The organism is Glaciecola sp. G7-5 (genome assembly GCF_055808975.1).
Genome location: NZ_CM147892.1, coordinates 122,999 through 137,489, shown reverse-complemented (window position 1 = coordinate 137,489; position 14,491 = coordinate 122,999). Strand labels below are relative to the sequence as shown.

Annotated in this window: 9 protein-coding genes and 2 pseudogenes; 10 read left to right on the top strand and 1 reads right to left on the bottom strand. The window is 41.5% G+C overall.

Annotation, left to right across the window (positions count from 1 at the left end; translation table 11 throughout):
- The first annotated feature begins 1 nt into the window (after window position 1).
- From AC0L6H_RS00550 to AC0L6H_RS00510, 9 genes and pseudogenes are all read left to right on the top strand, one after another.
- A complete protein-coding gene (locus AC0L6H_RS00550) occupies window positions 2-796 on the top strand; it encodes a peptidylprolyl isomerase (RefSeq protein WP_473391910.1) in 795 nt (264 codons plus the stop codon).
- Window positions 797-866: 70 nt separating this feature from the next.
- A complete protein-coding gene (gene can, locus AC0L6H_RS00545; protein ID WP_473391909.1) occupies window positions 867-1,529 on the top strand; it encodes a carbonate dehydratase in 663 nt (220 codons plus the stop codon).
- Between the two features lie 11 nt (window positions 1,530-1,540).
- Window positions 1,541-1,900 carry a hypothetical protein gene (locus AC0L6H_RS00540; RefSeq protein ID WP_473391907.1) on the top strand — a complete coding sequence of 120 codons (360 nt, stop codon included), beginning with the start codon at window positions 1,541-1,543 and terminating at the stop codon, window positions 1,898-1,900.
- A gap of 197 nt (window positions 1,901-2,097) precedes the next feature.
- Window positions 2,098-2,733 carry an RNA polymerase sigma factor gene (locus AC0L6H_RS00535; RefSeq protein ID WP_473391906.1) on the top strand — a complete coding sequence of 212 codons (636 nt, stop codon included), beginning with the start codon at window positions 2,098-2,100 and terminating at the stop codon, window positions 2,731-2,733.
- Window position 2,734: 1 nt separating this feature from the next.
- Window positions 2,735-3,196 (top strand): hypothetical protein, encoded by a 462-nt coding sequence (locus tag AC0L6H_RS00530; protein ID WP_473391905.1) that lies wholly within the window; start codon window positions 2,735-2,737, stop codon window positions 3,194-3,196.
- A gap of 298 nt (window positions 3,197-3,494) precedes the next feature.
- The gene (locus AC0L6H_RS00525) at window positions 3,495-6,491 is read left to right on the top strand and encodes a TonB-dependent receptor domain-containing protein (RefSeq protein ID WP_473391904.1); all 2,997 of its coding nucleotides are present in this window, start codon (window positions 3,495-3,497) and stop codon (window positions 6,489-6,491) included.
- A gap of 121 nt (window positions 6,492-6,612) precedes the next feature.
- Window positions 6,613-8,087 (top strand): annotated as a pseudogene (locus AC0L6H_RS00520) (SLC13 family permease).
- A 127-nt stretch (window positions 8,088-8,214) separates the two neighbouring features.
- Entirely contained in the window at window positions 8,215-9,021 is an 807-nt protein-coding gene (locus AC0L6H_RS00515; RefSeq protein ID WP_473391903.1) for a hypothetical protein, read from the top strand.
- Between the two features lie 69 nt (window positions 9,022-9,090).
- Window positions 9,091-10,350: a M14 family metallopeptidase gene (locus AC0L6H_RS00510; RefSeq protein ID WP_473391902.1), complete on the top strand. Its 1,260-nt coding sequence runs from the start codon at window positions 9,091-9,093 to the stop codon at window positions 10,348-10,350.
- A 95-nt stretch (window positions 10,351-10,445) separates the two neighbouring features.
- On the opposite strand, the pseudogene AC0L6H_RS00505 reads toward AC0L6H_RS00510, so the two are convergent.
- Window positions 10,446-11,980: pseudogene (locus AC0L6H_RS00505) on the bottom strand (DUF3612 domain-containing protein).
- Window positions 11,981-12,254: 274 nt separating this feature from the next.
- Between AC0L6H_RS00505 and AC0L6H_RS00500 the strand changes: the two are divergent.
- Entirely contained in the window at window positions 12,255-14,489 is a 2,235-nt protein-coding gene (locus AC0L6H_RS00500) for a malate synthase G (RefSeq protein ID WP_473391900.1), read from the top strand.
- Window positions 14,490-14,491: the final 2 nt, after the last annotated feature.

Here is a 14,491-nt window from a genome sequence, read left to right as displayed (position 1 = left end):
CATGGCACTTACCAATACCCCCGACATTTTGGTCAACGGTACAGCAATACCCGCGTCGGCCATTGACACAGAAGTACAATACCATCCGGCAGAATCTAGAAGACAAGCCATGGTTGAAGCTGCGCAATCACTTATCATTGCTGAGCTTATCGCGCAAAAAGCGCATGAAAAAGGCTTAACTGACAAGATAGATAGAGAAGCGCTTGAAAAAGATCCGACACTTATAGACGCGTTATTTGCCAGTGAAGTGGACATTCCTGAGGCAAGTAGCGAAGAATGTAAACGTTATTTTGAAGCCAATCCAGATCACTTTACGTCTTCTCCGTTGGTAGAAACGAATCATATTTTATTGGCCGCAGATCCTAAAGATCTAGAGCATAGAGCTGAAATGCTGGCTGCTGCTGAACTTATTTTGTCTCAACTGAACAATAACGAAATTAAATTTGCTGACGCCGCTCGAAAATATTCAGTGTGTCCTTCAAAAGAGCAAGGCGGTAATTTAGGTCAACTATCGAATGGGCAAACTGTCAGCGAGTTTGAACGTCAAGTGTTTGCGGCAGATATTGGTTTAATGAGTACACCTGTGGAATCCCGTTTTGGTTATCACATTGTTGAAGTTGTTCGTAAAATCGAAGGCAAGCCCCTTAGCTACGATTTGGTGGAAGAGAAAATTCAAAAATATTTGAATGATCGGGTTCACAGAAAGGCAATTTCGCAATACTTGCATCGACTAGTAAATGAAGCTGACATCAAAGGGTTTGCGTTCAATACCGATGAATCAACCATAATGCAGTAAAGATAGCGCAATCAGCGTTCGCATTATCAGAACGCTCTATTTAAAGTATTGATTGATATAAGAGAAGTTTATGCCAGATTTAAGTCCTTTACTCACGAAGAACAAACAATGGGCTGCTAGGGTCAAAGAAGACGATCCGCAGTTTTTTGCGCGTTTAGAGGCGATTCAAAAACCTGACTATTTATGGATTGGCTGTTCTGACAGCCGGGTGCCAGCCAATCAAATTGTTGATCTTGCACCGGGCGAACTTTTCGTTCACCGCAATATTGCTAATCAAGTTGTACATACTGATTTTAATTGCTTAGCTGTAGTGCAGTATGCGGTTGAGGTTTTGCGCGTAAAACATATTATTGTATGTGGTCATTATGGCTGTGGCGGCATAAATGCCTCGCTCGGTCACGATGAATATGGCGTTGTCGACAATTGGCTTCGACATATTAAAGACATTAGTTTTGCGCACAAAGAAGAGCTTGCCAAGTTATCCGAGCAGCAAAAGGTAGATAGGCTGTGTGAATTAAATGTGCTTAGCCAAGTACAAAATCTTGCTCGTACAAAAGCGGTTCAGTATGCCTGGGATCGTGGACAAGTCCTAGGCATCCACGGCTGGGTATATAGCATCCACGATGGTCTCATTAAAGATTTAAACGTGACCGCTTCAAGCCGCGCTAATGTTGATGAAATTTATCATTTGCATCAAACCAGCAGGGGAAATCGCCCGCACGCCAATATTTGAGTGTCTCCTCTATGCACACAAACTCAAGCGACACTAATAGCAATCCATTTCATGCTAGCTGGTCTGCTAAAGGCCATACCTTATGTTTAGGTCATTGGATTATTCGCTATAACAATAGCTTGCTTGTGCTGCCTCCAACAAAAGCAGAAAACCACATGGATACCTTTGGTATTTTCAGTTGGCTTTTTCCTGACGACGAAGACTATGCTGAAGGCCTCGAGCTAGCCGATTGGCTTGACGAGAATGCCCAGTGGCTAATCACCCTATTTGAGCAACATGACATTCCTGTTGATGAGCAAAATGTGCAATGGTTTTACGAAGCGGTTAACAAAAGTGATTGGCGTTGCGGTAGTTGTGGTGGATGCATGTAAATGCTGTTAAAGAGTTTGCGTAAGCTAGTGAGTATGACATAGCGGTTTGTTGTTTTTGTGATGCAAATTTGTAAATATTTTGTAATTATCGAGATGCTAAGGTAGTCTAAACAGCGAAACAATATAATAAATGGCCACTTAGACGCTCACGCTTTAATAAACTAAAACAAAGTGAGCAATATTAGGGGAACGTAATATTGCAATTTTCTAAAAAACAAAATTTAAAAAAAACGGTCAACATTAATCAAACTCCAGTAGAGCAAGAGTTGGTATTACAACAGTTACAATACAGATGTAAGTCTACACTAATGAATATGCTTGGTAATATATTAGGTGAAGCAGAATCACAAGAAGTATTCCAAGAAGCATTATTAAAGGTGTACTTATTAGCTAAACAAGATCCCACAGAATGTTCAATTTCTACTAAACTGCAAAAATTCGAGCCTTTATTATTTACGATAGCTAAAAATTTAGCCATAAGTAGAGTAAGACATAAGCAAGTTAGAGAGAAGTATTTACACCGAGAAGAATTGAATAATGCAGACAAAACAATTGAATCTTTAGAAATTGAAGTTGCCAAAGAGCAAGACCAAGCATTATTAAAGTGCGCCATTGAGAGTTTACCCCCAATTTGTCAAAAAGTGTTTATCGAGCGTAAAATTCAAGGCAAAAGTCATCTAGAAATAGCACACCAGTATGGTATTTCGAAAAAAACTGTTGAGAACCATATAACTAAGGGATTAAGGCTTTGCCGCGAATTTATTCAAGGCAAAAATCGCAAAAGTATTGAAAATACTAAGGCTAATAACACGACGAGCAAGAAGAGCGCATAGTATGAACGTCAACGAATGGACAGGTACAGAATATCCAGCAGAAATAGTCGAGCAAGCAGTTAGTTGGCTTGGCTACTTGGATAGTTTTGTGGATACCAAGTCCCTTAAGGGCGAAGACTCTACCTCTGAAATTCTAGAACAAAGCGTGCATAAACTTAACTACAGTAAACGCCTCGAATTTTATGAATGGTTAGGAAGCGACCCAACACATCAGTATATTTTTGCAGACTGTTGTGAGATGTGGGCAAAAACATCATGTTTGAATTCTTTAAAATCGTCATTGAACAAATCAAATGTTCTGTTTCTGCCAGTTAGAAATCAAAAAACGACAGTCTTTCACAATTCCTATTTAATGGGCGAGTCATATACGACTGCGCAACATGCCCCCGTTTGGGCTTATAACCTAGTGATAGGCTTAATTTTAGTTGGGCTGAGCCTGCCGAGTATTAGCAACTTGCTATAATAAAGCGCGGTGGAAGCATAGAACGAACCCTTCGGGCAGCGCCTGTGTAAAAATTCAACTCCAATATTCTCTCAAACGTCTCTTTAAAATACTTACATAAGTAATGTTCCAAACAAGAAGTTCAAAAATATCCTAATTACGAATAGGGGAAATTAGCGCTTCCCTCGTTAACTTATTATGCAGCAAAATTTTCATGAATTTTAAATACGTCTCTTTGGGGACTAACGCAATTTTCATAACTTGATAATAAACAGTAGGCAATAACACACATTTAAAATTATAAAAAAGGGTAACTCTTATGAAACTCAACCGTTCCAACAAAGATAGGAATTCATATAAGGCAGTTTTTCTAGCTGTCAGCATTGCGCTTGGCACGCACATACCTTTGGCCAATGCTCAAACTCAAGACGACGGCGAAGAAGAGGTAGAAAAAATAACGGTTGTTGGTTCAAACATCAAAGGTGGGGCCGTTGCAGAATCGTTGGCCGTATCGGTGATCAATAGCGAAGATATAGGCAACTTAGGCCTTGAATCATTAGATGACCTTTTGCAACTCATTCCCGAAAATGGTCAAAATTTCTTTAGTGAGGCTGAAAATATTGGGGGTGGTGTGAATGCCGCTCGAGGCGATGTGGGTACTTACAATTTAAGAAACCTTGGGACCGGTAATACGCTTGTTCTATTAAATGGTAGACGCATGGTCAATTCAGCATCGTACCAGACCGAGGAAGTAGGCGGTAGCTTTGTGCCCGTAAACTCTGTAAACGTAAATACAATCCCCGTGCATGGCTTAGACCGAGTGGAAGTACTGCGAGACGGTGCTTCTGCAATTTACGGTGCCGATGCCGTAGCGGGTGTTGTTAACCATGTATTAGAAACGGATTTTGTTGGTTTTACGATATCAGCCAGGCACTCACAATACGATGAAATACCGCGAGATACACAAAACCTGACTGTCAAGTGGGGTCAAGATTTTAACAATGGCAAAACTAACGTCAGTGTTTTTGCTAATTATTATCAGCGCGACCGCGTTAATTCACAAGACGATCCCCGTTGGGCAAATTCTGATTTTAGAGACCGGGTCCCAGAAGGTTCATTATGGGAAGGAGATACCCGCTTTAGAAATAATTCCGCTAATTCGTTGTATGGTCAGTTTGATTTTGTTAGCAGTGCATCGGGGCTTGGTGTACGAGATGAGTTTACGGACAGTTCTGGTGAATTTGAAACATACCCCATTGGCGATGAGCGTTGTCAATATGCGATAAACGAATTTATTTGTGGTGGAAAAGATGGGCAAGGTACGTTTAGATATAACTTAAATGCTGATAGAGATGTAAGTTCTGAACTAGAACGTGCCAACTTGTTTGTATTTGTTAATCATGAAATAAATGACAATCTTGAAAGCTTCACTGAGTTTTCTATGTATCAATCAAAAACAAACTTACGTCGCCACCCATCTGCGCCTTTTACCGCAGTTAAACTGAGAGTTGGTGCCCAAAATTATTATAACCCATTTGGTCCTTGTGGCTCTCCAAATCGATTGTCAGCTGAGCGCATACCAGATGTACCATGTTCCGGTGCTGAGCTATTTATTGACAACTATCGATTTGCCGAACTACCTAGAATCATTGATAATGACGGAGATACTTTCCGCTTTGTTCAAGGTTTTAGAGGGGTAATGGGCGACTGGGATTGGGAAGGTGCATTAATCTGGTCTAAAGCTGAGAAAACAGATATTACACACAACCGAGTATCGAATAATTTAATAGCAGAAGCGTTATTTGACGATACCGCCGCAGCCTACAATCCATTTAGTGGTGGCGTAGATAGCAATATAGAGCGGGCGCTAATAGATGTAAGACGTGACAATGAAACTGAGCTTAAGTCAATCGACTTTAAGGCCTTCACTCCAGAGATATTTGAACTTCCCGGCGGTCCTGTTGGATTTGTAGCGGGTTTTGAATATCGTGAAGAATCATTTGTTGATGATAGAGACGACCGCTTAGACGGCACTATTACATTTACTGACTACGATGGCGATACCTATCCATTTGTATCTGATGTTGTTAACTCAAGTCCAACCCCAGATAGTTCAGGTGAGCGTGATGTGCTTTCAATTTTTGCCGAATTACAATTACCTATTTTGGAAAACTTAGATGTTCAAGCCGCTATTCGTTATGAAGATTTTAGCGATGTGGGCAATACCACTGTTGGTAAGCTTGCCTTTGGCTATAGACCAATAGAATCTTTGTTATTAAGAGGCTCATGGTCAGAAGCATTTAGAGCACCGAACCTCATTACCATAAATGAAGAAATAGTCGCAAGAAACAACACGCGTAATGATTATGCTTGTATATATGCGGCAGAAAATGGAGGCGATCCAGACCAAGATATCATCGATTGTAGAAACTCGATACAGCGTGTCGCACAGGGTAGTGAAGATTTATTCCCTGAAGAATCTACCAATACTAATTTAGGGCTAGTATTCACACCTACTGATGAGCTAACTGTCACTTTAGATTACTGGTCAATAGAAAAAGAAAATACTATTGGTTTGTTTGGTGAAGAAAACCATACGCTCCTTGATCTACTATTGCGCCTAGAAGCAGGTGTATCTAACTGTGCAAGTTCGTCGTTTAACCCTGCTGTGACGCGAGATACGCCTAGTGATGACCAATCGGCGGTGTATTTAGCTGCAGGTATATGCCCGGCAGGCGATATAGACCAAATTACAGATAACTATGCAAACTTAGATCAGCGTAACCTCGCAGGTTACGATCTTGGTGTGTACTACAACGTGACAACCGACTTTGGGCGTTTCAGATTTAGCTATAACGGCTCGTTTATAGATGAATTTGAGCAAGTTGCAGGGGGAGATGCGGCGCGTTTAGTGGCAGCGGCTAACGCAGGGCTCATACCAGCAAGTTTTCCGGTTGACGGATTTGCAGATTTAATTGGTAGAGATGGTAACCAAGAAGTGCGTCAAACCGTGAGATTATCGTGGCGTAAAGATGCCTACGGAGCATCGCTAAGTGGCAACTATATTGGCGATTTTTATCAAAGCTCCTTAACACTAGATGATGGCACAATTTACGAGATCCCTTCAATGGCAACTTATAATGCTACGTTTGATTATAAGTTTGATGTCAAAGATGTCGATACGCGTCTTCGATTAGGTGTGAGAAACCTAACAAATGAGCGAGCGCCACTCGCGGACCGTTACTTTGGCTTTTTCGCTGACGCACATCGTGACTACGGACGCAGCTATTATCTAGATGTAAGAGCGAGTTTCTAGATAAGGCTCAAGCATAGTGCTCTGCTTGTATGAATTTAGCAGAGCACTTCACCTCTTTTCTAGGCTAGTGCTCCGTTGGGAGTATCATAGCTAAATACCACTTCTACACTGAGGTAAATGCATGAATGTAGTTGCATCTGAAATCAATCAACGAGCACGCTATCAAAATATTGGCTTAGTTTTGGGCCCTGTCATTTTTGTGTTCATGATGATGTTTGATTCATCACAAACGGTTATGCTTAAAGAAGCATGGCGAGTAGCGGGCGTCGGATTATGGATGGCAACTTGGTGGGCAACCGAAGCAATCCCCGTTCCCGTCACTGCTTTTTTACCTATAGTGACGTTTCCGTTCTTGGGTATTGCCAGCATAGCTGATGCAACAAGCGCCTATGCCAATCCAATTATTTATTTATTCTTAGGTGCGTTTATACTTGCGCTTGCGGTAGAGCGGTGGATGCTGCATAAACGCATTGCGCTTTTTATTTTAACCTTAACAGGTACAGACGGAAAACGGCTAATTGGTGGTTTCATGCTAGTGGCGGCATTGCTTTCCATGTGGATGACAAACACATCTACCACTATGATGTTAATGCCAATCGCTTTGTCAGTAGCGAGCGTCATTGCTAACAACAACGACTACCTTACGCCAAAACAAAATAGTGCGTTTCAAGCAGCTATGTTACTTGGTTTAGCCTATGCAGCCACTATTGGAGGCTTAGCTACACTTGTAGGGACGCCTCCCAACGCCTTGCTTGCCGCGTTTCTAACTGAAAACTATGGTATCAAAATTACCTTCGCTAGTTGGATGATGGTTGGTGTACCTGTCACTCTTATTATGTTGCCTTTAGCTTGGTACTCTCTTACGCATTGGAGTTTTAAAATAGATATCCCAGCCAATGATAAAGTACATGATTATTTGACATATCTACGAGAAGAATTAGGTGAAATTTCAGTTGCTGAAAAGCGTGTGGCCATAGTGTTTATAGGGGTCATTATTCTATGGATATTACGGCGTCCAATAAACGTATGGTTTGGCGGTACAGGAATCAGCGATGCTGGTATCGCTATGGCAGCCGCGCTTCTTTTATTCCTTTTACCAAGCGGCAATAAAGAACAGTCACAATTAATGGTTTGGGAAAATGTAAGTAGACTTCCTTGGGGGTACTCATTTTGTTTGGTGGGGGCTTAAGTCTAGCTTCTGCTGTGTCTTCAACTGGATTAGCCGCCTTTTTAGGTCAAAGTTTAACACCACTTGGCGGTTTAGGAATTTTCGTACTTATTATAGCCGCCACTGGCCTAGTGATATTTTTAACTGAATTGACAAGTAACGTTGCCACAGCAGCGACATTTTTGCCAGTTTTAGCTGCTGTGGCTATCGAATTAGGTGTTTCACCAGTACTACTTTGCGTTCCTATCACATTAGCTGCCAGTTGTGCTTTTATGCTTCCAGTGGCGACACCCCCAAATGCTATAGTTTTTGCATCGGGCGTACTCAAAATTCCGCAAATGGTTAAAGCGGGCATGATCTTAAATATTATAGGCATGGTGTTGCTGTCAATAGTTTCAGTCTGGTTAGCACCTTGGGTTTTGCTTTAACGCATAAAGCACAAGACGTGAGAACTAAAGAAAGGTCACTTAGTTGCAATGATGCTTCCTATGATTTTTGTTGGTAACAATAGGGTGAGATGCGATTTACGCTAATCACAAATTTATGAGCTATATTATGAATTTTCTCAAAATCAGTCTGTGCTTGTTAATGATAGGAAGACTCTCTATATTTTTGCCTAATGCCTATGCAGTTGAGTCACATGACAAAAATAAAAAAGTACAAAGCGTCCCCAAGAAGTTGTTATTTGTTGGCAATAGCTTTAGTTTTTACAACAATGGTATTCACAATCATTTAGGTAGCCTCATTCGTGCAAATGGCGAATGGGAAAGAACTGAAAATAGGCATAAGTTACTGACCTATTCTGGCGGTCATATTTTTGAACAAATCATTAGTATCGCAGGCATATTGAAAGTCGATAATAGAGGGTTTGAAGCTGTGATACTGCAAGGTCATAGCACTGAATCAATTGCTCCAAAGAAAAAGCAAAACTTCGAAAAGGCATTAGCAAGAGCGGTTGAACTTATTCGCCAACAAGAGTTGGAGCCTATTTTGTTTATGACTTGGGGATATGCAGGCGATGATAAAATGGCAATGGATATCGCCAATGCATATTCAGAACAAGGCAAACAATTAGGTGTACGAGTGGCACCTGTAGGTCTAGCTTTTCAACAAGCTAGTCAAACACTTCCACATATCAAACTTTATGTGCCAGATGTGCTAGGTAAAGATGGAACTGAGATAACTTACAGAAAGGACTTAAAACACCCTAGTGTTGCGGGCACCTATTTAGCCGCTTGCGTATTTTATTCTCTATTATTCGATAAGAGCCCTGAGGGAAATTTATTTACGAGTAACTTATCTAAACAAGACGCGCTTTCGTTACAAAAACTAAGTTGGGAAGTTGTTCAAGCATTTAAATAAGATTTGGCTAATTTAGTCTTTGAGCAACTTAATATTACATTTATAGATAAATACAAAATAAGAGCCACAATGAAAAAATTTATACGATTTTTTGGGCTAATAGTCGTTTTAATTAGCGTTAGTTCCCATGCCAACTCACAACACCCTAAGGTTAATTTCGACGTCAACAAGCAGCATAAGTTGAGTTGTGAATATGATAATGTCGTTTTTAACAGTGATTATGATACCGGACGAATTTCTGCATGTGAGCAGCTAGGTCCTGCTAAATTTTTAATCTTAACTTTAGCCGAAAATCGACCTATTAACCCTAGTCCATGGTATGGGTTTTCTATAGAGTCCTCATTTGAGAATATCCAAGCTATTGAAGTCATTGTGCGAGCAGAAAAAAGCCGCCCACGCTATTTGCCTAAAATAAGCCAAGACAAAATGAGTTGGACGCCTCTGGCGTTTAATGTGGTTAATGATGATCTTGTTCTTAGTCTTGAGGTTGGCTCGGATATACCTTTGCAATACGTGAGTGGACAAGAAATTATAGATGTGTCGTATTACAGTAACTGGAATCGAAAAATAGCACAGAGCTCTAAATTTGAGCTTGAAACTATAGGCAAGTCTGTTGAAGGGAGATCCATTGAAGCACTTATCCATAAACGGAAAAGTAACAAAGAATGGTTGCTAATCATAGGAAGACAACATCCTCCGGAAATTACTGGGGCTCTGGCGCTTGTCAGCTTTGTGGAAGCACTAATAGATGATTTAGAAACTAATCAGCGTCTATTTGAGCGCTTTAATATTTTATTGGTTCCATTAGTTAACCCTGATGGTGTTGCTAAAGGGAATTGGCGACACAATACAAATGGCGTAGATCTCAACCGAGACTGGGGGAAATTCACTCAGCCTGAAACCCTTGCAGTGCATAAAAAATTTGGTGAGCTCATGAATGAGGATCACCATTTAATATTTGCTTTAGACTTCCATTCAACTCAACAAGATATTTTCTACACTATACCTACGGACTATATTCCAATGGTCAATAAACGACAAAATATAGAAAAAGGAGTAGTGCCATCCTTGTTTGCTGAGCAATGGCTAAATGACTTAAAAATGAACACCGTTAGATCGTTCACCGTTAGAGAACGCCCAGGTAGCAGCCCTGGGAGAGGCGTTTTCAAACAATTTGTTGCCGATGAATATGGCGTTCATGCGGTAACTTATGAAGTAGGTGACAATACAGATAGAACGTTAATTAAGCACTATGCAAAAGAATCAGCAACGACTCTGGTAAATAGGCTACTCTCCACACCAAAAACCGAGTTTTTATTAGAAGAGTAGCAAATAAGAAATGAAGTTATTACTAATATCTGAGCCTTCGCCATGGCGGCTAACAATCGAGCCACGGCTATTTCTGATTGTGTTGTGATTATCTATTATGCGCAGTCCTTTTTGCCATAACAACTAGGCTGACGCGGACACACTGCTCCACGAGAACATATCAGTCTGGCGTCTGTTTCTATGCCTCGTTCTACCCAATTGATATTTAGAATGCGCGATACGCTAGAGAGTTGATCTTTGATTGCCTTTGGAATTGCACTTTGTCCGCCGTTTCCGGTGCAAGCTTTTTCAGATCAGCGGCCATTTGTGAAGCATCGCCACCTTGCGCCTCAATGGCGGGATTTAAATCAATACCCGTGCAAAGAACATGATTATTATCAGCCAAGTCTTTTACATTAGTGGATTCACAACAATAAATGCGCGGCTTGTCTTCTACATTCAAAATCGATATTTGTGCTGATGTACCGGTAGATGGGACGTTGATCATTCTAAATACCGCCCAATGTTGGCAAGGGTCTTCAACCAAACGCATGTTGCCCCAAGGCAGTGGGATACCATTGCCGCGATAAACGGCTTTAAGTTTACCTGGAGCGTAAGCATCAAAATAATGCCAGTGACGATAGGGAGACACCGCTGTCATTCGGCGCATAGCAACAGAGGCTGAAACACCAAGCGGCTCATGCACGCTAATCTCGTAGCCTTGGCGGTCGAGTAATTGCCTAAATGGCACTTTAGGACAAAGCAGTGCGCCGGCAAAAAAGCTTGATTCGAAGTCTCGCCATGCGTGTAAAATATCTTGCGCATTCACTGTAGAGCTTTCTTGGGCTTGACCAAGCACTCCACCATTGGCGACATTTTGGTTTGCTGTTGTGCCGGTTACCAATACGCTTTTAATACCATCGCGGTTGTGCAAAACGGTATGACCAATATGCACCGCTAAATCATATTTTAAGCGTTTAGGAAAGTTTTTGAGTAGGGTATTTAGGTGAATCGCATTGGGTGGATCGTAAAATGAGGTCACCACGCTACGGGTACTCACACCTAATTCATCTTTCATAGATTCAGGCATGCGGTTAAACCATTTAATCCTCAACCCAAGTTTTTTGGCAATTTCAACTAGGTCTTCTACACTCAAAGGCATGCGTTTTAGACCCACTTCTTCGGCTGCTCTTTCTAAATCAGGGAAGTGATTTTGATGATGCTCTTGGTGCGCTCGTATCAAAAGGTGTGCAAATTGACGTCCGCTTATTCCTGTTTGTGACAACATTTCTGGGATCGCAATTTGTAAAATTTCATTTGAAAATAAAAAACTAGGCTCAAGTGCCATGCCATTTATGCCACCGCGACTTCCTTTAACCGGGGTAATGGCTTGCTCTTCAGGTACGTCATCTAAAAACCAATCGACTTCTTTTTGAAATACCGCTGCAATGACGCTCAGCATGTCAAAACTGGGTACTCGCTTGCCTCGTTCAATCATTGATAAATAGCTTACAGAGGGCGCTAATTCAGCATCTACTCTAACGCAGCGGGCCGATAGGTCTTCCATCGTGAGATTATTTCGTTTACGCAATCCCCTAATTTTTGTACCAAGTAAATGCGATTTTCTGCCTAAACTTTTGTTGTTTTTCATAGCCGATTCCTGCGTTTTTTGCGCCATAAAAGCGATTAACTCACGTTGTCATTTTTAAACAAAGCGGTGTGTTCTTCACCTTTTTCACAAGTGTGAATTTTGTAAAATTTACACTGTGAAATTTTAATTAGTGAAATTATAGTTTAATTTACACTATGCTTTTAATCAAGCAAAGCGAACATTGCTACAAGCCAAATAAAAAAGCTTGCGAGCAAAAAAGGTATTTTATTCGTTTTGTCTCACTCATTCGTCAACAAGCATAGAGGATTAAAAGATGAATATGCCAGCATTGAAAACCAGCCAAATACATCAGGCATTCTATAACTTCATCAACGAAGAAGTATTGCCTCTTATCAACAACAGTGGTGCAGCAAGTACCGTGTTTAATAAGTCTCTGAATAAAGACACTTTTTGGGATCAGTTTGAAAACCTCGTTAGTGAATTTACGCCGCGCAATCAAGCTTTACTGGCTAAACGTCATCAATTACAGACGCAAATCGATAAGTGGCATGAAACAAACGATGTAGTCGATGCAGATAAGTACAAAGCATTTTTGAGTGATATTGGTTACTTGGTACCGCAATCAGATACGCCAACACAGATTGAAACTACAAATGTAGATAACGAGATTGCCAATATGGCAGGTCCTCAATTGGTGGTTCCTGTGACTAACGCTCGCTTTGCCCTCAACGCAGCAAACGCTCGCTGGGGAAGTTTATATGATGCCCTATATGGTACTGACGTCATTGAAAAAAATGAATCTGAAAAAAGCGGCGGATATGATGATGCTCGTGGCGATAAGGTCATTGCGCATGCAAAAAGCTTCTTGGATGAACATTTCCCTTTAGCTGAGGGCTCACACAAAGATGTAACAAGTTACATTGTTTACTACCGTCATTTGCTCGCTTTTCTTGAAGACGGTCGCCAAACAGGCCTAGAAGTGCCTAGTCAATTTGTTGCTATCTGCGGAGCCAAAAGCCAACCAGATTCGATTTTGTTTAAACACAACCGTTTGCATGTTGAGTTGGTGATTGATTCAAATGGCTCGATAGGCTCAAAGGATAAAGCGTCAATTCAAGATATCCGCCTTGAATCAGCCTTAACCAGCATTATCGATTTCGAAGATTCAGTAGCCACCGTAGACGCGCAAGACAAAATTAACGCGTATCGCAACTGGCTCGGATTAATGCAAGGTACCCTACAAGCCACATTCAACAAAGATGGTGTTGAACAAACGCGTAGCTTAAACGCAGACCTAGACTTTACCGACAAAAACGGCGAGGACTATATCTTACCAGGGCGTTCACTCATGTTGGTGCGCAATGTTGGCCACTTGATGGATACCGAGTTAATGCTAGATGCACAAGGTAATTGCTCGCCCGAGGGCATTATAGACGCCGTTGTTACATCTATGATAGGCATGCTCGATTTACAAAAAACCAGTGGCATTCAAAACTCTCGCAAAGGCAGTATTTATATTGTTAAGCCTAAGATGCATGGGCCTGAAGAAGTTGCTTTCACACGAGATTTATTCGCAGCGGTTGAATCGTTGCTGGGCTTACCAAGCAATACAATCAAAATTGGCATTATGGATGAAGAGCGCCGCACCAGTGCAAACTTAGCTGCCTGTATTAGCGAAGCCAAAGAGCGTTTGGTATTTATCAATACCGGCTTTTTAGACCGCACAGGTGATGAAATTCATACCAGCATGAATGCGGGGGCTTTTTTACCCAAAGGACAAATTAAGCAGCAGCCTTGGATAAAAGCCTATGAGCGTGGCAACGTCAATACCGGCCTTAAATGCGGCTTGTTAAACAAAGCGCAAATTGGCAAAGGCATGTGGGCAATGCCCAATGAAATGAAGCAGATGATGGAGCAAAAGACAGAACATGCTCAATCAGGCGCTTCAACAGCTTGGGTACCTTCACCAACGGCGGCCACCTTGCATGCTATGCATTATCATCAAAACAAGGTGTCAATGATTCAAGCGAAAATGCTCAGCCAACTTGCGCATCAGCAAGAGGCGCAAGAGCAAGATCGCAATCTCATAAACGACCTGTTAACTATCCCACTATTACCTGCACAGACACGTTTGAGCGATGTTGAAATTGAGCAAGAGCTAGAAAACAACATACAAGGTATTTTGGGCTACGTAAGTCGTTGGGTTCAGTTGGGTATTGGTTGCTCAACGGTGCCAGACATCAACAACATAGGCATGATGGAAGACCGCGCGACCTTGCGTATCTCAAGTCAACACATTGCCAATTGGTTGCACCATCAAATATGCAGTGAGTCGCAAGTAGACCGCATTCTTGAGCGTATGGCAAAAGTGGTAGACGAGCAAAACCAAAGCACACCTGGTTATGTGCCAATGACGCAAAATCTGACCATTGACTTGGCCTTTAACGCTGCCCGTAGGCTTATTTTTGATGGCAGAGAACAGCCAAACGGCTATACCGAACCCTTATTGCATCATTATCGTCGCTTAGCTAAAAAGCAAGCGCACTAAAA